This window comes from Sphingobium sp. KKT206 (genome assembly GCF_055640555.1).
The window spans coordinates 779467-798518 of the sequence record NZ_CM145764.1 but is presented as its reverse complement, the minus strand read 5'-3'; the positions used below and the strand labels follow the sequence as shown (position 1 = coordinate 798518).

The window sequence follows — 19052 nt, the reverse complement described above, 5'->3', positions numbered from 1 at the left end:
GCCGTCAGTTGCCCATGAACTTCTTGAAGCGGTCGCGGCCTTCCGCCTCGATCACGGCCTGCTCGGCATTGGCGCACTCGCTGCCCCGCACCGAGCCTTCCGCGCATTGCCCCACGATCTCCCGTGCTTCATCGAGATGCGCCGCGAAATACTGCGTCCCGCGCGGTTCGGCCGGCTCCGGTGCGGCGGGGGCCGGACTCGCGAGGGCCGGCGCACGCTCGACGGGCATGATCACCGGGCGCAGCACGAAGCCCACGCCGAATCCGATGACCAGCGCGACCAGCACGATGAAGAGTGTCTTGCTTCGTGTCATGGCTATTTCTTTTCCGGTTGGTGATGTGATGGCTGCGGCATCAGAATGGGCGGCAGCGAATAGCGACCGGCCACGAGATCAAGGAAGCGCAGCAAGACGGGGTTGTCATTGTCTTCACGCCAATAGCCCGAGAAGCCGATCCGCATATGTCCATGACTGTCGTGGATTTCGCTGAACGTTACGCCTGGCACTTGGATACCCAAGGCGGATTCGGCGACAATCGAGAGACGCCCACCGAGCGCAATGGCGCTCAACATTGTCTCGCGTCCGATATCCTGCATGTCGATCTCTGGCATGCAACCGGGGACCCCAAGTTTGCCCATGAGGATGTTTCGGGTCTCTGGGCCGGGATCTCGTTCGGTCAGCAAAAAGTGTTCGCCGGTCAGGTCGGGCCAATGGATGCGTTCGCATTGGGTGAGTGGATGGCCTGCCGGCATTGCTACAAATATGCGCTCACTCCAGAAAGAACGGCTCATCAGACCCCGATAGGAGGCCTCCCCAATCATGATCGCGATATCGAGCAGGCCATTCTCGATCCCGGCCAACAGCATATCCCGATCGCGTTCAAAGCCGGATACTTTGACCTCGGGGTGGCGTTCGCCGAACTCGCTGAGCGTTGCCCGCAAGTTGCCGGCGGAGAAGGACGTATAGAAGCCTACGGCCAGCTTGCCGACGTGGCCGTTGTTCGTGGCGCGGACCCAGTTGTTCAGTTCCTCGAACTCCTTCACGATGCGCTGTGCCGTTCGCAGATAGGTTCTGCCATTCGGAGTCAGAGTGGCACCGCGGGTCTTGCGGTCGAACAGCGCCATGCCTAGCCGCTTCTCGATTTCGAGGACGTGTCGGCTGAGCGTTGCTTGCTTGATATTTATGCTGCGCGCCGCGCGACTGAAGCTACCGGCCTCGGCCGCCGCAATCAGGTAGCGGAGCTGGCGCAGCTCAATCACCGGGCTAACGGATCATCAGGCGGTGTCGTGAACTCCGTCCAGCCGCCACCCAGCGCCTTGTAGAGATTGATGAGATTACTGAGCCGCACCAGCTTGGAGCGGACCAAGGCTTGCTGTGACCCGTAAAGCGTGCGCTGCGCGTCGAGCAGGGCGAGGTTGTCATCCTCGCCTGAGTTGAGCCGCTGTTCCGCGAGCCTGTAGGCATTGCGGCTGGCATCGACCCGCTGCGTTTCCGATCGGATTTGGGCGTCCAAGGTTCCTTTGCCGGCGAGCCCGTCAGCCACGTCGCGGAAGGCGGATTGGATCGCCTTCTCATAGTTGGCGATTTCGATCCGTTTCTGCACGTCCGCGCGATCGAGGTTGGCTCTCAGCGCGCTGCCGCCGAAGATTGGAAGCGGCAGGGTGATGCGCGGCATGAAGCTCCATGCGCCCGACCCCGATGAGAACAGATCGTCGAGGCTCGCGCTCGCCGTTCCCGCCGAGCCGGTCAGACTGATCGTCGGGAAGAACGCTGAGCGGGCAGCGCCGATATTCGCGTTGGCGGCGCGCAGCGTATGTTCGACCGCGCGGATGTCGGGTCGGCGCGCCAGAAGGTCCGAGGGCACGCGATCGACCCGGCCGCCGACCGGCGCCGTGACCTGCGTAAAGGAAAGGTCGAGCCGTGCGGCGGCTACGGCCGCGCTACCGGCCTGCACCTGTGCGCGTGCGGCGTTCCGCTGCGCCAGCGCGTCGTCATAAGTCTTGCGCGAGATTGCGCCGGTCGCGACGAGTTGTTCCGAGCGGGTGAAATTGCTTTCGGCGAGCGTTGCGGAGGCTTGCGCCTGACGAAGCTGCGCCTGCGCCTGATCGAGCGCGACCTGGAATGGTCGCGGATCAATGCGGAACAGAAGCTGCCCCTTCCTGACGAGCACGCCTTCGGGGACATGGACGGAGACGATTGCGCCGCTGACGCGGGGCCGCAACTCGACGCTCTGGGGCGCCGATAGCGAACCGTTGAACTCGGCCGAGGGGGCAAGCTCGCGCACGACAACTTGCGCTACTGGCACTTGCGGCGCTGCCGCCGCTTGTGCGCCCTGATCGCCGCCCGATTTGCTACAAGCTGACGTAAGGCCGCCAATAGCCAAGGCTATGGAAGCCAGGAGAAGTGCGCTTTTTGTCGGCATGATATTGCCTTTCAACTGTGCCGCGCCTTGTTCATCCGTTCCGCGGCGTCTGATCGATTCCTGTTCGCTTTGCGGCTTCCAGCGTTGGCAAGGTCAAGGATTATTTTCAACAATCATTCATATGAATATAGATAAATATGAAAGGATAGGCGATAGGTCGAAGGGGCACGCCGGCATGGCGCGTCGAGCGTCGCAATGCCATCCTTGGTGCGCATCGCGACGAGATTAGGCGCGGCGCATTGAAGCTCGCGCGTGTCCTCAATGATGACGACGCGGTCGGGACCCTTGGCGACTTCGGCTAGAAGCGCCGCTTGGTCGGCGGCCATGGTGCCCGACTGCACATAGTCATCGAGCAACGTACCGGCGGCGTAGGTCCGACGTGAGCCCGAAGTGATTCATCCCTTGACCTTCCAAACGTTGGAAGAAGCATCGGTCTGCGGCAACAAACGAATCAATGCGGAAAGTCAGGAATTCCCGGATTCCTGAAGCCGTCCCTCAACCGCCGACGCCGTCATCGGCTTCTCCGAGCGCAAAAATGACGCTGCCATTTGCTCGTCATCGCCACGGCCAGCTCATGGTGGTGCTTGACTGCATCGAGTTGACATCAAACAAATGAACACATATTCATGTGCACATCTTATGGCTCCGTTTGAGATCGACATGCCCCATTCCCACAGCCACCACGATCACGATCACGCAAGACGGGAGCATGCCCATTTTCGCGATCTCGCGGGAGGACGTGCGATGCCTAGCAAGTCACCTATGTTTCGGAACCAGCCACGATGATGGCGCTCGTGCGGGTCGCGCTAACGCGACCGCTGACCTTCATCGTGATGGCCGTGCTGATCTTTGGCCTCGGCATCCTGTCCGTTCTGAGGATGCCGGTCGACATCTTCCCGCGCATCGGCGTGCCGGTGATCGCGACCGCCTGGACCTATAATGGGCTGTCGCCCGAGGACATGGCCGGACGGATCATCAATCCGTTCGAACGCGTGCTGACCACGACCGTCAACGACATCGACCGGATCGAGAGCCAGTCGATGAACGGCGTTGGCGTCGTGCGGATTTACTTCCAGCCAGGCGCGGACATTCGCACCGCGACCGCGCAGGTCACGTCGATCTCGCAGTTCATTTTGCGTCAGCTTCCGCCGGGCATCTCTCCGCCGTTCATCGTCAACTATGACGCCTCGACCGTGCCGATCGTCCAGCTCGCCCTCTCCGGCGAAGGGCTGAGCGAACAGCAGCTCTACGATCTCGGCGTCAATCAAATCCGCCCGCAGCTCATCACCGTGCCGGGCGTCGCCATGCCCTTCCCATCCGGCGGCAAGCAGCGTCAGATACAGATCGACATCGACCCTGAGGCGCTGCGCGCTCGCGGCCTGTCCGCCGGCGACGTCGCGGCGGCGATTGCCGCGCAAACCCAAATCATCCCGGCGGGCTTCGCCAAGGTCGGCGGCCTGCAATACACCGTCAGGCTCAACAATGCGCCGGGCTCGGTCGAGCAGTTGAACAATCTGCCAGTTCGCGTGGTCGACGGCGCGACGATCACCATGCGCGACATCGCCCAAGTCCGCGACGGCGCGCCGCCGCAAATGAACATCGTCCAAGTCGAAGGCCAGCGGTCAGTCCTGATGACCGTGCTCAAGAGCGGTGCGGCCTCAACCATCGATATCGTCAATACGGTTCGCGAGCGTATCCCACAGATCACCGAGGGCCTCCCGGAAACGCTGCGCGTCCAGCTTATCGGCGACCAGTCGGTGCTGGTGAAGGCGGCCGTCTCCACCGTGGCCTATGAGGGTGTGTTGGCCGCCGTGCTGACCTCGCTGATGATCCTGCTGTTTCTGGGATCGTGGCGATCGACGATCATCATCGTGACCACGATACCCTTGGCGATCCTCGCCGCGTTGTTGGCGCTGAGCGCGACCGGCCAGACGATCAACATCATGACGCTGAGCGGCTTGGCTCTGGCCATCGGCATATTGGTCGACGACGCGATGGTCACGATCGAGAACATCAACTGGCACCTTGAGAAAGGGAAGCCGGTTCTACGCTCGATCATGGACGGCGCGGCGCAGATCGTGACGCCCGCCTTCGTGATCGTGACGTGCATCTGCATCGTCTTCGTGCCGATGTTCTTCCTGCCGGGCGTCGCAGGCTATCTGTTCGTGCCGCTGGCACTGGCGGTGATCTTCTCGATGATCGCCTCGTTCATCCTGTCGCGCACGCTCATCCCGACGATGGCGATGTATCTGCTACGCCCGCATCGGGAGGGCGAAGAGGCCGAGCGCGCCCGCTCGCGCAATCCACTCGTCCGGTTCCAGCATCGCTTTTCGACCGGGTTCGACAGGCAGAAGGACCGCTTCGGGCGGGTGCTTTCCCGCGTGATGTCCGCACGGCGCATCTTCATCCCGGCGTTCCTCGGCGCGATGGTGGCGTCGCTGCTGCTCATTCCCACACTTGGCCGCGACTTCTTTCCCACTGTGGATGCTGGGCAAATCACCCTGCATGTGCGCGCGCCGGCAGGCACGCGCATCGAGGACAGCACGGCGCTGATCTCGCGGGTGCAGACGCGGGTGCGCGAATTGATCCCCGCCGAGCAGGTTGAATCGGTCGTCGCCAATGTCGGAATGTCCTCCGCGCTGCTCAACGTCATCTACAACAATACGGGGACGGTGGGACTGAACGAGGGCGATATCCTCATCTCGCTCGGGCGGAACCGAACCGCGACGGACACGCATGTCGCCACTTTGCGGCGCGAGCTGCCCGTGAGCTTTCCGGGCGTTGATTTCTCCTTCCTGCCTGCCGACATCACCAGCCAAATCCTGAACTTCGGCTCGCCAGCGCCGATCGATATCCAGGTGCGCGGCCGGAATCTCGCGGCGAACGAAGCTTATGCGCAAGCGATCCTCAAACGCGTTCGGACCGTGCCCGGCCTCGCCGACGCCCGACTCCAGCAATCCTCGCGCGCGCCGCAGCTCAACATCGACATCGATCGCTCGCGGATCGCGCAATACGGGCTCAACCAGCGTGACGTAACCACCAGCGTCGCGACCGCCCTAGCCGGCACGCAGCAGTCTGCGCCGGTTTACTGGCTCAATCCCGAAAACGGGGTGTCCTATCCTGTCGTGGCGCAAGTCCCCGAACTGGAGGTCGACACGATCGCTGCGCTGGAAGCGCTGCCGGTTTCGGCGACGGGCGCCGGGAATGCCCAGACGCTGGGCGGTCTGGGAGCCGTGACTCGCGATACGACCATCAACGTGGCGAGCCGAGCAGACATCCAGCCGGTCATAAACATCTACGCCACGCCGCAAGCTCGTGACCTGGGCGCCGTGGCCGGTGACATCCAGCGCATCATTGCCGAGATGGATGCCGAGCGCCCGGCCGGCGTGACCGTCACGCTGGCGGGACAATATGAGACGATGAATCACGCCTTCTCCGGTCTCGCTTTCGGGCTGATCGGCGCGATCATCCTCATCTACCTCGTCATCGTCGTGACCTTCCAGAGCTGGATCGACCCTCTAGTCATCATCGGCGCGCTGCCGGCCGCCTTCGCCGGCATCGTCTGGATGCTCTTCGTGACCGGCACGACCATCTCCGTGCCCGCGCTCACCGGCGCGATCATGTGCATGGGCGTCGCCACCGCCAACTCCATCCTGGTGGTCAGCTTCGCGCGCGAGCGTCTAGCCGAGACCGGCGACGCCACCCGCGCCGCGATCGAGGCGGCGGTGGTCCGCTTCCGCCCCGTGCTGATGACCGCGCTCGCGATCATCATCGGCATGACCCCCATCGCGCTCGGTATCGGCGAGGGCGCCGAGCAGAACGCTCCGCTCGGCCGCGCGGTGATCGGCGGCCTGATCTTCGCAACCGTGGCGACACTGCTGCTCGTGCCGGCGCTGTTCAGCATCGCCCATCGCAAGGGCGCGCCTTCCTCACCCGCAAGGGAGCTTGAACTCCAGCATGTCTGATCCAACCCCAAAGAAGCGCACCGGCCTTTATCTCGGCGCGGCCGGTCTCGTGATTGCCGCACTGGTCGGAGGCGGCCTCGTTTCGCGCGGCATGGCCGAACGCGAACAGGCAGCCATCGCGGCCGAGAACGCGCTGCCCACCGTCAGCCTGGTTCAGCCCCGCGTGTCCGAGGGAGGCGAGATCGTGCTGCCGGGCAGTCTCGATCCCTATAATCGCGCCGCGATCAACGCGCGGGTGAGCGGCTATGTGCGCGAATGGCGCGCGGACATCGGGGACCGGGTGCGGCGCGGGCAAACGCTCGCCATCCTCGATGCGCCCGAGATCGACCAGCAGCTCGCGCAGGCCCAGGCGGCCTATCAGACCGCGGCCGCTGATCGCGGGCTGGCCGAAACCACGGCGGCGCGCTGGAACAATCTGCTCGAAAAGGACGCCGTGTCCCGGCAGGAAGCCGATGAGCGGCAGGGGCAGTTTGCCGCTGCCGATGCGCGCGCACGGGCCGCTCAGGCGGACGTCGGCCGGCTGAGGGCGCTGACCGGATTTACGCGGCTGACGGCGCCGTTCGATGGCGTCGTCACCAGCCGCTCGGCCCAGCTCGGCGCCTTGGTCCAGACGGGCGCGCCGGGGGTGGAACCCTTGTTCACCGTTGCCGACGTCAGCCGCCTGCGCCTCTATGTGCGCGTACCGCAAGCTTTTTCGGGAAGGCTGGTGCGCGGCACGCAAGCGATGTTCACCGTGCCTGACAGACCGGGCGAGGTGTTCGAGGCCACACTGTCCCGTCTCTCCGAGGCGGTGGACCGCCAATCCGGCGCAATGCTGGTGGAATTTCTGGTCGATAACGGCGCTCGACGCCTGAGACCCGGCAGCTACGCGGAGGTGCGGGTGTCCGTGCCTGGCGGCGCCGAAACGGTCCAGGTGCCGGCGAGCGCCCTGATCCTCGGTTCCGACGGCGCGCGGGTCGCCGTGGTCGATGGCCAGGGTCAGGTCGCGCTTCGGGAGGTTGCGGTGGGTCGCGACCAGGGCGCGACCATCGAGATTATCTCGGGGCTACGTCCAACCGACCGCATCGTTCAGACCCCTCCCGACGCGCTGGCCACCGGCGACAAGGTCCGGGTAGTTCCCGCACGGCAACCGGCGGCTCCGAATGCGCAGCGCTAGGATAGCATTCGTCGCCGCGATCGGCCTCGGCGGCTGCGCCACCCTGCCGCCGATGCAAACGCCGGCAATCGAGACCCCGGCAAGCTTCCGCCATGTGGAAGGATGGACGACGGCCGCGCCCGGCGATCATCTAGACCGTGGCGAGTGGTGGCGCGGATTCGCGGACCCGGTGCTCGACGAGCTGATGGCGCGGCTGGACGAGCGGACCCCGACGCTCGCGGCCGCGCTTGCCCGTTACGACCGGGCGTTGGCGGCGGCACGGCTCGACCGCTCCAACCAGTTGCCGAATGTCGATCTGACCGGCGGGGCTTCGCGCGAGCGGCTTTCAGCCGGACGATCGATCGGAGCTGGCGAGCCCGTAATCGCGAACCAGATCCTCTTCGGTGTTGGTCTCGATTATGAGTTGGACCTTTGGGGCCGGGTCCGCAACAGCGTGCGCGCCGCTACGGCGGATGCCGAAGCGCAGGAGGCCGCCTTGCGCTCGGCGCGGCTCAGCCTTCAGGCTTCGGTCGCCGATCTCTATGTCCAACTTCGCGCCGTCGATGCCGAGCAGGTCCTGCTGACCAGGACCGTGGCCGCCTATGCGCGCGCCGATGATTTGATCCGCACCCGCCACGAAGGCGGCATTGCCTCTGGCGTGGACCGTAGCCGATCGACGGCCCAGCTCGCCGATGCCCGCGCCCGTCTGGAGGCGCTACGGGCGCAGCGCGCGGGGATCGAGAACCGGATCGCGGCGCTGGTTGGCGAGAGCGCCTCTGTTTTCGCCATCGATCCCGCGCAACGAAGCCTTGCGCTGCCTGACCTGCCGCCGTCCCTGCCCTCCGAACTTCTTCAGCGCCGTCCCGACATCGCCGAGGCGCAGCGCCGCCTGGTCGCCGCCAATGCGCGGATCGGCGTCGCGCGGGCCGCCTTCTATCCGCGCATCAGCCTCGGGCTCGGCGCGGGGTATCAGGCGGTCGAGGCGCCGATCGTCAGCGCGGATACTGGTTTCTGGGCGCTCGGGCCGATCACCACGATCTTCAATCTGTTCGACGGTGGCGGACGGCGAGCGCGGCTGGCCATCAGCCGGACGGACTATGAAGAACTCGCCGCGGGCTACCGCCAGACCGTGCTGGATGCGTTCCGGGAGGTGGAGGATGCCCTGTCTCGCATGGATGCCTTGACGGGTCAGGATCGCGAGCAGCGCATAGCCGCCCAAGCGGCGGCGCGGGCTGAGAGCCTGGCGCTTGATCGCTATCGCGACGGCGCGGCCGACTATCTGGAGGTGACGACGGCCCAAACCGCCGCGCTCGCCGCGCAACGCGCCAGCATCACGGTCGAATATGATCGCGCCCGAACGGCAATCGCCTTGATCCGGGCGCTGGGAGGCGCGACCCCGGACGACACATGACGGAGAAGCGCCGCCCTTCACGACGAGACCTACTGCAAATCGGCGGGGTGGTCGCCATAGGTTATGGCGTCAGCGTTTTTCTGAAGGCGACCGCACCACTCGGGATCAACGCGTCCGCTTGTTGTCGGACTTGTTGACCACGGCTTAGCGGGAGCGGCGCCGCATCGTGGAGCGGTGTCGAATATCTGATTCGTTTACGGTCGGTGCCGAAGGCGGCCCGTTGCCGCCGGCACGGATGCTGGCGCGGCGCCGGGTTCCTCCAGATCGGCAAGGATCGGGCAGTCAGGCCGATCATCGCCCGCGCAGCAATCCACCAGCGTTCCGAGCGTCGCGGCCATCTGGTTCAGATTTTCGATCCGCTCCTGAAGCTGGGCGATATGGGCCTGCGCGATCCGCTTCACATCGGCGCTCTGGCGGGCCTTGTCCCGCCAGAGGCTCAGAAGATCGTTGATCTCCGCGACCGAGAAACCGAGATCACGCGCCCGCCGGATGAACCGCAGCATATGAACATCCGATGGCGAGTAATCGCGATAGCCGGAGTCCTTGCGATCGGCTTTCGGAATGAGGCCGGTCTGCTCGTAATAGCGGATCATCTTGGCGGAGACGCCCGACGCCTTGGAGGCTTGTCCGATGTTCATGCCGTTCCTCCTGTCTCGCGTGGCTGAAAACCGCGCAGGCGCAACGAATTACCCAAGACGAAGATGCTCGACATCGCCATAGCACCCGCCGCGAACACCGGCGAGAACAGGATGCCCAGGCTCGGATAGAGCACGCCTGCCGCGACCGGGATCAGCGCCGTGTTGTAGGCGAACGCCCAGAACAGGTTCTGGCGGATATTGCCAATCGTCGCGCGCGACAGGGCGATGGCCGTCGCCACACCGTTCAGATGGCCCGACATCAGCACGACATCGGCCGCCTCGATCGCGATATCCGTGCCGGTGCCGACCGCTAGGCCGATATCGGCAGCCGCCAGCGCGGGCGCATCGTTGATGCCATCCCCGACGAAGGCGACGCGGCCATGCTCGGCCTTGAGCCGGGCTATCGCCTCCACCTTCCCTTCGGGCAGGACTTCGGCGACCACTTCGTCGATACCGAGCTGGCGGGCGATAGCCTCGGCCGTCATGCGGTTGTCGCCGGTCAGCATCGCAACCTTGAGGCCGAGCGCGTGCAGCGCCGCGATGGCTGCCGGCGTGGTCGCCTTGATCGGATCGGCCACCGCGATGATCGCGGCAAGCCGCCCGCCAATGGCGGCATAGAGCGGCGACTTGCCTTCCTGCCCCAACCGCTGTGCTGTCTCCGCAAAGGCGGCCACGTCCAGCCCAAGCTCGCGCATGTAGCGATCGGCACCGATCTGGACCAGCTCGCCACCCGCCACCGCCTTGACACCGAAGCCGGTGATAGAGTCGAAGTCGGTAATCGCGGGCAGCGCAATACCTTCCGCCTTGGCCGCGTCGACGATTGCGCGGGCGATCGGATGCTCCGACTTGTCCTCGACAGCGGCGACCAGACCCAGCACCGCCGCCCGGTCGAAGCCGTCCGTCACTTGCAGGTCGGTGAGCGCGGGACGACCTTCGGTCAGCGTGCCGGTCTTGTCGACCGCGACAACCCTGGCGTCCTTCAGCAGTTGCAGCGCCTCGCCCTTGCGGAACAAGATACCCAGTTCCGCTCCGCGCCCGGTGCCGACCATGATGGCGGTCGGCGTCGCCAGCCCCATAGCGCAGGGGCAGGCGATGATGAGCACGGCGACCGCATTCACCAGTGCAAAGGTCAGTGCGGGCGACGGGCCGAACCACAGCCAGGCTGCGAAAGTCAGCGCCGCCACACCGAACACGGCGGGGACGAACCACATCGTCACCTTGTCGACCAGCGCCTGAATCGGCAGCTTCGATCCCTGCGCCTGCTCGACCATGCGGATGATCTGCGCCAGCATCGTCGCGCCGCCAACGGCGGTGGCGCGGAACGCCAGCGCGCCCTGCTGATTGACGGTGCCGCCGACCAGCGTGGCGCCCTCAGCCTTGGCGACCGGGATGGGTTCGCCGGTGATCATCGACTCGTCGACATAGCTCTCGCCCTCGGTCACTTCGCCATCGACGGGGATGCGCTCGCCGGGACGCACTTCGATAATGTCGCCGGTGATGACCTCGCTAATGGAAACCTCGAACACCGCGCTGTCGCGGCGCACGCGGGCGGTCTTGGCCTGCAATCCCACCAGCCGCTTGATCGCTTCGGAGGTGCGGCCCTTGGCACGGGCTTCGAGGTAACGGCCCAACAGGATCAGCGCAACGATGACCGCCGCCGCTTCATAATAGACGTTGACCGTCCCGGCGGGCAGCAGACCGGGCGCGAAAGTCGCGACCAGCGAATAGCCGTAGGCGGCCAGCGTGCCGACGGCAACCAGCGAGTTCATGTCCGGCGCCAGCCGCGCCAGCGCGGGCAGGCCCGCCTTGTAGAAACGGATGCCGGGGAAGGCGAGCACCAGCGTCGTCAGGACGAACTGGAGATACCAGCTTGCCTGCATGCCGATCGTGCGGTCGATCAAGCCATGGACGCCGGGAATGACGTGGCTGCCCATTTCGAGCAGGAACACCGGCAGCGCCAGTACGGTCGCAAGGGTGAGATCGCGCTTCAGCGCCCGGCGCTCGGCGTCCTTCCGCTCGGCCGCTTCCTCGTCGCCAGAAACGCTGGCCTCAATTGGGCGCGCTGTATAGCCCGCGCCCGCGATCGCTGCGATGAGCGCCTCAACATCGGCCGCGCCGCGCACGCTCGCGCGTTCGGTCGCTAGGTTGACTATCGCCTCGGTGACGCCGGGGACAGCTTTGAGCGCCCGCTCCACGCGACCGACGCAGGATGCGCAGGTCATTCCCTCCACCGCCAGTTCGATGCCGGCGACAGATGGCACGCTGTAGCCGGCGGCCTCGACGGCCCGCACCAGCGCCTTTCGGTCGACGGCGGCGTTTGCTCGAATGTCGGCGTTTGCTCGAATGTCGGCGCGTTCGGTCGCCAGATTGACGCTGACGGACTGTACGCCCTCGACCTTGCTCAGCGACCGTTCGATGCGGGCCACACAGGACGCGCAGGTCATGCCCTCAATCGGCAAGCTGATCGCCGAATCGATGGATTCGTCCGAATCTCTCAGGGTTTCTGCGGCTATCATGGCTCGATACTCCACACTTCACGATTGGAATTTGTCGCAAGATGCAGGTTCCAATGATGGGAAGGTCAAGGGCAAAATATATCCTGACCTGATGAGAGCAAGCCGCCCTCGCAAGCACATGGCTCAACGGTAGGGCCGTGATCTCCTTTCCGATAGCGACCGCGAAAAACGGCCTTGACCCTCCAACGATGGGAAAGATTAGCTTGTGATCCGTTGTCAGGAACAATGGAGATTTCCCATGCAATTCCACGTCGAAAACATGAGCTGCGGTTCATGCATCAAGCACATCGCGCAAGCGATCACCGCGATCGACGCCAATGCGAAGGTCGAGGTGAGTATCGCGGACAAGAAGGTCACGGTCGATACCGTGGCTAGCGCGCAAGCTATCGAAGTCGCGCTCGCCGAGGACGGCTATCCCGCGCGCGCTATTGAAGTGGCATAGGGAGGCGTAGCCATACCACCAGGTCCGACCGGGCGGATGACGGCTGTCGTCCGTCCGGCATTTCCGGCCCTTGTTCCCGTTTCCGAAAATCGGGCACCTGCAGGACATAGAGACATGACACCATTCATTGAGCGCAGGTCGTTTTTACGAGCGGGAGCCATCGGCATAGCCGGACTCGGCATCACGGGGCTTGTTCCCGCCTGGGCCAGAACCGGCTCGACCGGGCTTGTACCGACCCTGCCCACACTCTCGGGCGAGGATATTCACCTCAGGATTGCCAATACGCCTTTCACCGTAGGCGGGCGGACCGGTCACGCCGTGACTATGAATGGTGTATTGCCCGCGCCGCTGATCCGGCTGCGCGAGGGGCAGAATGTGCGGTTGCACGTCGAGAACACGCTCGACGAGGACAGCTCGATCCACTGGCACGGGCTGCTCGTGCCATTCCAGATGGACGGCGTGCCCGGCCTCAGCTTTCCGGGGATCAAGCCGCGTTCGACCTTCGTCTATGACTTTCCGTTGCTGCAAAGCGGCACCTATTGGTATCACAGCCATAGCGGCCTTCAGGAACAACAGGGCCATTATGGTCCGATCGTGATCGATCCCGCCGAGCCCGATCCGATCGCTTATGATCGCGAGCATGTGATCGTGCTGAGCGACTGGACGTTCCTGCATCCGCACGCTCTCATCACCAAGCTCAAGGCGGAAGGCGGCTACTTCAATCGCCAGAAACAGACATTGTTCGGCATGATGAAGGGCGGCCCCGAGGAGGAAATGTCGGCATCGGACCGCGCCATGTGGGCGCAGATGCGGATGGACCCCACCGACATTTCCGACGTGACGGCCGTCACCTACACCTATCTCATCAACGGTCATGGCCCGCAGGAGAACTGGACCGGCCTGTTCCGTCCCGGCGAGCGGGTGCGGCTGCGCTTCATCAATGCCGCCACCATGACGATCTTCAATATCCGTATCCCCGGCCTGCCGATGACGGTGGTCAGCGCCGATGGCCAGAATGTCCGACCCGTAACGGTCGACGAGTTCCAGATCGGCAATGCCGAAACTTATGACGCCATCATCGAACCCGCCGAGGACAAGGCGTTCACGCTGGTGGCGGAATCGATCGATCGTTCCGGCATGGCGAGCGCCACGCTCGCATCCCGTATGGGGATGACGGCGCCGATTCCGCCGCTGCGCCCGCGTCCCACGCTCACCATGAAGGACATGGGCATGGGCGGCATGGACCACGGATCAATGGCGGGAATGGACCATAGTGCCATGGGCCATGGCGCGATGGCGGCCGGGGCAGACGCGGTGACAGCAGACCATGGCGGGATGGATCACAGCGGCATGGATCATGGCGGTTCCCATTCGATGGGCGGCATGAACATGCGTGACAAGTCTTTGGTTCCCGACAGCGTCAAGGTCGGTGTGGGCGTGGACGCCATCGCCATGGCGCCGGTCGATCGCACCGGCGATCCGGGGCTGGGCCTCGAAGATGTCGGCCATAAGGTGCTGACCTATCGCGATCTGATGTCCTTGACGCCCAATCCCGACACGCGCCCGCCGCAGCGCACGGTCGAGGTCCACCTCACCGGCAACATGGAACGGTTCATGTGGTCGTTCGATGGCGAGAAGTTCAGCGAGGGCGTGGAACCGATCCGCTTCGAGCGCAATGAACGCGCCCGCGTTACCCTCATCAACGACACGATGATGACCCATCCCATCCACCTGCACGGCCATTTCTTCGAACTGGTGAACGGTCATACCGGCAGCTATCCGCGCAAGCACACCGTCAATGTGCTGCCGGGCGGCAAGGTCAGCTTCGACCTGACCGCCGATGCGCCCGGCGACTGGGCGTTTCACTGCCATCTGCTGCTCCACATGCACGCCGGGATGTTTCGCGTCGTCACCGTCCGTCCGCTCGACGGAGACGCGGCATGATGCGGCTCGTGGGCATCGCTCTCCTCGCCGTCGCGACTCCCGCTTGGGCGCAACACGATCACCGGAGTCATGCTGGCGCCTCACAGCAGGACCCGGCCGATTCCCATGCGGGGCATCGTATGGACGGTGCCGAAGGCAATCCCCATGCGGGGCACGACATGCCGCCGGAACCCTCCGCAGCGCCCGATCCTCATGCCGGCCACGCCATGCCTTCAGCCGCGCCGATGGAAGCGCACCAGGCCCATGCAGGCCATGAACCGGGCATTCCCGACCCGCCGGTGCGCGGGCCATCGGCGGCGGCCATGGGCGGCCCCGATCACGCCGCCGATGCCATATTCGGCGCGGCGGCCATGGCTCCGGCGCGCGAAATCGTGCGCCGCGAACATGGCGATATCAAAAGCCACAATATCCTGATCGATCAGCTCGAAGCCGTGATCGGCAAGGGCAAGGACGGCTATGCCTGGGACGTGCAGGGCTGGTATGGCGGCGATATCGACAAGCTCTGGCTCAAGACCGAAGGCGAAAGCCACTTCGACGACAGCCCGGAAAGTGTCGAGGCGCAGGCGCTCTGGAGCCACGCGCTCGATCCGTGGTGGAACCTCCAGGCCGGCATACGCCACGATTTTCGGTCCGGACCGGACCGCACCTACGCTGTCATCGGCGTTCAGGGCCTTGCCCCTTACTGGTTCGAGATCGACAGTGCGCTGTTCCTGTCCGACAAGGGTGACGTCACCGCGCGAATCGAAGCGGAATATGACCAGCGCCTGACCCAGAAGCTGATCCTCCAGCCAACCGCCGAACTGAACTTCTCCGCGCAGGACGTTCCCGAGCTGGGCATCGGTTCCGGGCTGTCCACCGCCGAGTTGGGGTTGCGTCTGCGCTACCAGTTCGTGCCGGAGTTCGCGCCCTATATCGGCGTGAAATATGAACGCGCCTTTGGCGACACGGCGGATTTTCGCCGCGCCCGCGCTGAAAGCAGAGGTGGGTGGAATTTCCTGATCGGAATCCGGTCCTGGTTCTGAGGGATATGGTTATCGGACCGGCGGGCCTGATCGAGGTGCGCCGGTCCTCCTGTCTTTCTGTGAACAAATATTACTGGGCGCGATCATTCGTCGTCGTGATCCTCATCCATATGGCTGGCCATGTCGATGAGCATGGTGCTCACATGGGCATCCGCCACTTCATAGAATATCTGCTTGCCGTGTCGCTCGCTACGGACGAGGCGCGCGCCGCGCAGGAGGCGCAGATGGTGGCTGACCAGCGTTTGCGACAGATCGAGGCTTTCGGCGATGTCGCCCACCGATCGCGGCGTTTGCAGGCAATAGAGCAGAATACGCAGGCGGGAGGGATCGCCCAGCAAGCGGAAAGTTTCGGCCAGGATCGTTACGTCGTGGCTCGACAGTCCCTGAGAATGCTTAGGATTGCCATGATCGTCAGAGTTGGTGGTGTCGGACATCAGGAGCCTCTTATACGTGAATATATGACGATGTGTAGATTTATGATCCTTCTAGGGCCAGCCTTGACCACCCGCTAGCCAACCAATTGCCGGTTTTCCTCGATCATCCCCTTGCACTTGTGGAACCGGCTTGCCGGAGCAGCAGCGGAATGAGGCTCGTCGCGATTACCGGGAAAATCAGCCAATTGATCGCCATCCAACCCGAGCTGTGCAAGATCGTGCCGGCAAGAAAGGAAACAGCCGCTGTGGTCGCGAAGGCCGAGTCCGAACAGGCTGACGGGGAAGGTAACCCAGGCGGGATCGGGCGAGAGTTGCTGACCGACCAGCCCGCCGAGCGACATCACGATCGGCGGGCTGGCGCCGCCCAAGGCTTGCGCGGCAGTGAGAACAGCGATGTTCCTGCGGGCGTTTGGTTCCCGTTCATTGCCAAGAGCCACCTTCAGGCACCGGGAGGCAGTCTGACAGAGCATTTCAGATAGGCTGCACCAACGTCCGCCTATCAGTGGGAGCAAGCGTGTTTCACGCCGCCGTGGCTGTGGCTGGGATGGTCGTGCCCAGGTCCGCGTCCCTCATCCCGCTTGCTGCCGGGAGCGAGGCTGCACGTCTCGCCTTCCTCGTTCCAATCCACCGCTACAGTGGCGTGCTCGATCTCGAAATGGCTCTCCAACTCGCGTTCCACTGCACGCACCACTACGCGGGCCTCGGTGTCGTTCGCCGGTCGGACGTGCATCGTCGCCAGCGTGCGGCCCGACGTGATCGACCAGACATGGATATGGCCGACCGCAGCCACGCCCGGCACATGCTCCAGAATATGGCGCTCGATCTTCTCCGGCGCCGCGCCGTCGGGCGCGCCTTCGAGCAGGATGTGCAGCGACTTGCCCGCCAGTTTCCATGCGCTACGCAGTACCAGCAGGGAGACGACCACCGACAGGATGGGGTCGATCGGCGTCCAGCCCGTCAGGTAGATCACGATCGCCGCGCCCACGGCGCCGACCGAGCCGAGCAGGTCGCCCATGACGTGGAGCGCCGCGCCCTTGATGTTGACATGCTCGCTGTCGCCGCGCGTCAGAATCCAGAAGACGAGGATATTGACCAGCAGCCCCGCGATCGCGACCCCGAACATCGGGCCGGCAAGGATCGGCTGCGGCTCCTGAAAGCGCTGCCAGGCTTCATAGACGATCCAGCCGACGATCGCGAACAGGGTGACGGCGTTGACGAAGCCGGCGATCACCTCGAAACGCAGATAGCCGAAGGTGCGTTTGGAATCAGCCGCGCGCTGGCCGAAACGGAAGGCGGCATAGGCGAGCGCCAGCGCCGCCGCGTCGGTCATCATATGGCCGGCGTCCGCCAGCAGCGCCAGCGACCCTGAAAGCAGACCGCCCACGACCTCGACCGCCATGAAGGTGAAGATCAGGCCGAACGACAGCAGCACCTTGCGCTCATTGTCGCTGGTGATGGTCGGCGTGTGCGAATGATCGTGGTCGTGATCGTGGCCATGACCATGGTCGGCGTGCGAGTGGGCCATTATCGAGCTTTCATGACATATACATTAAACACATCAATATGTGTTCATATAATGTATGTCAATATGCCTATGTGCCGATGGATAATGACCCGGCCGACCTCTTGTTCTTTAGACAGTTTTGGGGATGAAAGCCGCATCGGTCTAGGAGCGGCCTGCATCCCATACCATCGTGTGCAATTGTCAGGCGGCCAGCCGTTGTGACGTTTCAGCTTGTGCTGTTGAGTCTTGATGGGGCGTCAGAAACCGAACCAACGCAGCCTTACGCGAGCCCCGATCAAGCGCATAATGTGTATGTGTCAGCTCAGCACCATTGAGCAGCGCATGGATGTAGCCGGACACCGTATCGGCCGCCATGACGAGGGCTGCATCGAGCGTATGCACATAACGGCTGGTGATAGAGCCGGTGGCATGGCCGAGAAGCGCCGCGATGGTGATCTCGGTGAAACCAAGGTCGTTCGCCAGGCTGGCGAAGCTGTGGCGCAGTACATGAGCGGTGATGTCCGCCAGCTCCGTCCCGGCGAAGATCTTTTCCCAATGCCGAGGGAAGCTGCCGAACGGCTTGGCCAGGTTCCGCTCGCCGGGAAACACATAGGGGCTGTCGCCGCTCATGTCCCGCTCGTCGAAATACTCCAGCACCGGCAAGCCCATCGGCCGCACGGACTGACCTTCCTTCGTATCCTCGAACCGGAAGCAACTCCCCACGGTGTCGAGTTCCGTTTTGCGCAGCTTGATGACCTCACTGCGCCGGCAACCCGACATGGCGATCTGACGGATCATCTCCACGGTGCGCGTGTAGCGTTCATCCTCGGCGGCATTGGCAAGGATGCGCCCGAGGGCGCGATACTCGTCCTCGTTCAGACGGCGCTGGCGCACGGCGTCCTTGGGCTTGCGGATGCCATGCGCCGGATTGACCTCGATGATGCCCAGGTCATCCCGTGCATAGGTGAAGATGCCACCCAGGAGACCGACGGTGCGGCTAGCGACGCCGATGCCGCCCCGTACGATCGACTTACCGCGCAGTTTCTCCGTCTTCTCGATCCCGCGCGTCTTGCCCGCCATGATGTCCTTCATCATGGTCGTCACGTCGGCCTTGGTGACGTGGGTGACGCGCTTCTTGCCCAGGAGTGGGATGATGTGGCGGTTGATCCGGCCGAGGTCGGTGATCTTGGTGCTGGCCTTCTTCGGCCGCCCGCCCTTGCCGAGGATGCGGCCGGCTTCGAGTTCCGCGATATACAGCTCGCAAAGCTCCTTTACCGAGATCGCCTTGCGCGCGCTGTTCCGGTTTTCGAGGGGATCGTTCCCCTTGGAGACTTCGGCCAGGGCTTGAATGGCCAGCGTGCGCGCTTGCTCGGCGGTGATCTGTCCGTGCCGGCCCAGCTTCATCCGCCGCCGCACATTGTTGGCGTTTCGATAATCGACGAAGTAGGTCCGGGTGCCGGAGGGCAGGACGAAGACGCCAAAGCCCTTCAGCTCGCCGCACCAAACGGTGTATTGACGGTCGCGTGGTTCGGACTTGTCCACGACGGTTTTCGTAAGTTTCGACATAAGTACCTCGCTAGTGCGGGCTCAAAAACTCACCAAAATCTCACCACCGTATCGA

At 63.9% G+C, this 19052-nt stretch carries 15 protein-coding genes and 1 pseudogene; 6 read left to right on the top strand and 10 right to left on the bottom strand.

Annotated elements, in window-relative coordinates:
* Window positions 1-4 precede the first annotated feature (4 nt).
* The 4 genes and pseudogenes from ACZ2HM_RS03760 to ACZ2HM_RS03745 all read right to left on the bottom strand — a co-directional run.
* Entirely contained in the window at window positions 5-313 is a 309-nt protein-coding gene (locus ACZ2HM_RS03760) for a hypothetical protein (protein ID WP_017502074.1), read from the bottom strand.
* Window positions 314-315: 2 nt separating this feature from the next.
* Window positions 316-1257 carry a LysR family transcriptional regulator gene (locus ACZ2HM_RS03755; protein ID WP_017502073.1) on the bottom strand — a complete coding sequence of 314 codons (942 nt, stop codon included), beginning with the start codon at window positions 1255-1257 and terminating at the stop codon, window positions 316-318.
* On the bottom strand, window positions 1254-2420 hold the full coding sequence (locus tag ACZ2HM_RS03750; RefSeq protein ID WP_079390201.1) for an efflux RND transporter periplasmic adaptor subunit: 1167 nt from the start codon (window positions 2418-2420) through the stop codon (window positions 1254-1256). Before ACZ2HM_RS03750 ends, ACZ2HM_RS03755 begins: the two co-directional genes overlap by 4 nt.
* Window positions 2421-2605: 185 nt before the next feature.
* Window positions 2606-2800: pseudogene (locus ACZ2HM_RS03745) on the bottom strand (P-type conjugative transfer ATPase TrbB); the annotation flags it as partial.
* A 402-nt stretch (window positions 2801-3202) separates the two neighbouring features.
* Here ACZ2HM_RS03745 and ACZ2HM_RS03740 point away from each other — a divergent pair.
* Genes ACZ2HM_RS03740 through ACZ2HM_RS03730 form a run of 3 tightly spaced genes read left to right on the top strand, consistent with a single transcriptional unit; the run spans window position 3203 to window position 8931 of the window.
* A complete protein-coding gene (locus ACZ2HM_RS03740; RefSeq protein WP_151884998.1) occupies window positions 3203-6385 on the top strand; it encodes an efflux RND transporter permease subunit in 3183 nt (1060 codons plus the stop codon).
* Entirely contained in the window at window positions 6378-7541 is a 1164-nt protein-coding gene (locus ACZ2HM_RS03735) for an efflux RND transporter periplasmic adaptor subunit (protein WP_151884999.1), read from the top strand. Before ACZ2HM_RS03740 ends, ACZ2HM_RS03735 begins: the two co-directional genes overlap by 8 nt.
* Window positions 7528-8931 (top strand): efflux transporter outer membrane subunit, encoded by a 1404-nt coding sequence (locus ACZ2HM_RS03730; protein WP_017502068.1) that lies wholly within the window; start codon window positions 7528-7530, stop codon window positions 8929-8931. The genes ACZ2HM_RS03735 and ACZ2HM_RS03730 overlap by 14 nt, the downstream gene beginning before the upstream one ends.
* A 194-nt stretch (window positions 8932-9125) precedes the next feature.
* On the opposite strand, the gene cueR is transcribed toward ACZ2HM_RS03730, so the two are convergent.
* Window positions 9126-9569, bottom strand: coding sequence for a Cu(I)-responsive transcriptional regulator (gene cueR / locus ACZ2HM_RS03725; protein WP_017502067.1), 444 nt, complete (start codon window positions 9567-9569; stop codon window positions 9126-9128).
* Entirely contained in the window at window positions 9566-12085 is a 2520-nt protein-coding gene (locus ACZ2HM_RS03720; RefSeq protein WP_017502066.1) for a heavy metal translocating P-type ATPase, read from the bottom strand. Before ACZ2HM_RS03720 ends, cueR begins: the two co-directional genes overlap by 4 nt.
* A gap of 238 nt (window positions 12086-12323) precedes the next feature.
* Between ACZ2HM_RS03720 and ACZ2HM_RS03715 the strand changes: the two genes are divergently transcribed.
* The 3 genes from ACZ2HM_RS03715 (at window position 12324) to ACZ2HM_RS03705 (ending at window position 15493) form a co-directional block, all read left to right on the top strand.
* Window positions 12324-12527 carry a heavy-metal-associated domain-containing protein gene (locus ACZ2HM_RS03715; RefSeq protein WP_017502065.1) on the top strand — a complete coding sequence of 68 codons (204 nt, stop codon included), beginning with the start codon at window positions 12324-12326 and terminating at the stop codon, window positions 12525-12527.
* A 114-nt stretch (window positions 12528-12641) separates the two neighbouring features.
* Entirely contained in the window at window positions 12642-14471 is a 1830-nt protein-coding gene (locus tag ACZ2HM_RS03710; RefSeq protein WP_026109362.1) for a copper resistance system multicopper oxidase, read from the top strand.
* Window positions 14468-15493 (top strand): copper resistance protein B, encoded by a 1026-nt coding sequence (locus ACZ2HM_RS03705; protein ID WP_151885000.1) that lies wholly within the window; start codon window positions 14468-14470, stop codon window positions 15491-15493. The genes ACZ2HM_RS03710 and ACZ2HM_RS03705 overlap by 4 nt, the downstream gene beginning before the upstream one ends.
* Before the next feature lie 83 nt (window positions 15494-15576).
* Here ACZ2HM_RS03705 and ACZ2HM_RS03700 read toward each other — a convergent pair whose 3' ends face one another.
* From ACZ2HM_RS03700 to ACZ2HM_RS03685, 4 genes are all read right to left on the bottom strand, one after another.
* On the bottom strand, window positions 15577-15927 hold the full coding sequence (locus ACZ2HM_RS03700; RefSeq protein ID WP_017502062.1) for an ArsR/SmtB family transcription factor: 351 nt from the start codon (window positions 15925-15927) through the stop codon (window positions 15577-15579).
* 74 nt (window positions 15928-16001) lie between these two features.
* The gene (locus ACZ2HM_RS03695) at window positions 16002-16364 is read right to left on the bottom strand and encodes a hypothetical protein (RefSeq protein WP_228220262.1); all 363 of its coding nucleotides are present in this window, start codon (window positions 16362-16364) and stop codon (window positions 16002-16004) included.
* Between the two features lie 62 nt (window positions 16365-16426).
* A complete protein-coding gene (locus ACZ2HM_RS03690) occupies window positions 16427-17452 on the bottom strand; it encodes a cation diffusion facilitator family transporter (protein ID WP_017502060.1) in 1026 nt (341 codons plus the stop codon).
* A 180-nt stretch (window positions 17453-17632) separates the two neighbouring features.
* Window positions 17633-18973: a site-specific integrase gene (locus ACZ2HM_RS03685; RefSeq protein ID WP_231726378.1), complete on the bottom strand. Its 1341-nt coding sequence runs from the start codon at window positions 18971-18973 to the stop codon at window positions 17633-17635.
* Window positions 18974-19052: the final 79 nt, after the last annotated feature.

Bases quoted from the DNA above. Each gene is read 5' to 3' on its own strand.
- ACZ2HM_RS03760 (WP_017502074.1), bottom strand. From the start codon at position 313: ATGACACGAAGCAAGACACTCTTCATCGTGCTGGTCGCGCTGGTCATC.
- ACZ2HM_RS03750 (WP_079390201.1), bottom strand. From the start codon at position 2,420: ATGCCGACAAAAAGCGCACTTCTCCTGGCTTCCATAGCCTTGGCTATT.
- ACZ2HM_RS03740 (WP_151884998.1), top strand. From the start codon at position 3,203: ATGATGGCGCTCGTGCGGGTCGCGCTAACGCGACCGCTGACCTTCATC.
- ACZ2HM_RS03735 (WP_151884999.1), top strand. From the start codon at position 6,378: ATGTCTGATCCAACCCCAAAGAAGCGCACCGGCCTTTATCTCGGCGCG.
- ACZ2HM_RS03730 (WP_017502068.1), top strand. From the start codon at position 7,528: ATGCGCAGCGCTAGGATAGCATTCGTCGCCGCGATCGGCCTCGGCGGC.
- cueR (WP_017502067.1), bottom strand. From the start codon at position 9,569: ATGAACATCGGACAAGCCTCCAAGGCGTCGGGCGTCTCCGCCAAGATG.
- ACZ2HM_RS03720 (WP_017502066.1), bottom strand. From the start codon at position 12,085: ATGATAGCCGCAGAAACCCTGAGAGATTCGGACGAATCCATCGATTCG.
- ACZ2HM_RS03715 (WP_017502065.1), top strand. From the start codon at position 12,324: ATGCAATTCCACGTCGAAAACATGAGCTGCGGTTCATGCATCAAGCAC.
- ACZ2HM_RS03710 (WP_026109362.1), top strand. From the start codon at position 12,642: ATGACACCATTCATTGAGCGCAGGTCGTTTTTACGAGCGGGAGCCATC.
- ACZ2HM_RS03705 (WP_151885000.1), top strand. From the start codon at position 14,468: ATGATGCGGCTCGTGGGCATCGCTCTCCTCGCCGTCGCGACTCCCGCT.
- ACZ2HM_RS03700 (WP_017502062.1), bottom strand. From the start codon at position 15,927: ATGTCCGACACCACCAACTCTGACGATCATGGCAATCCTAAGCATTCT.
- ACZ2HM_RS03690 (WP_017502060.1), bottom strand. From the start codon at position 17,452: ATGGCCCACTCGCACGCCGACCATGGTCATGGCCACGATCACGACCAC.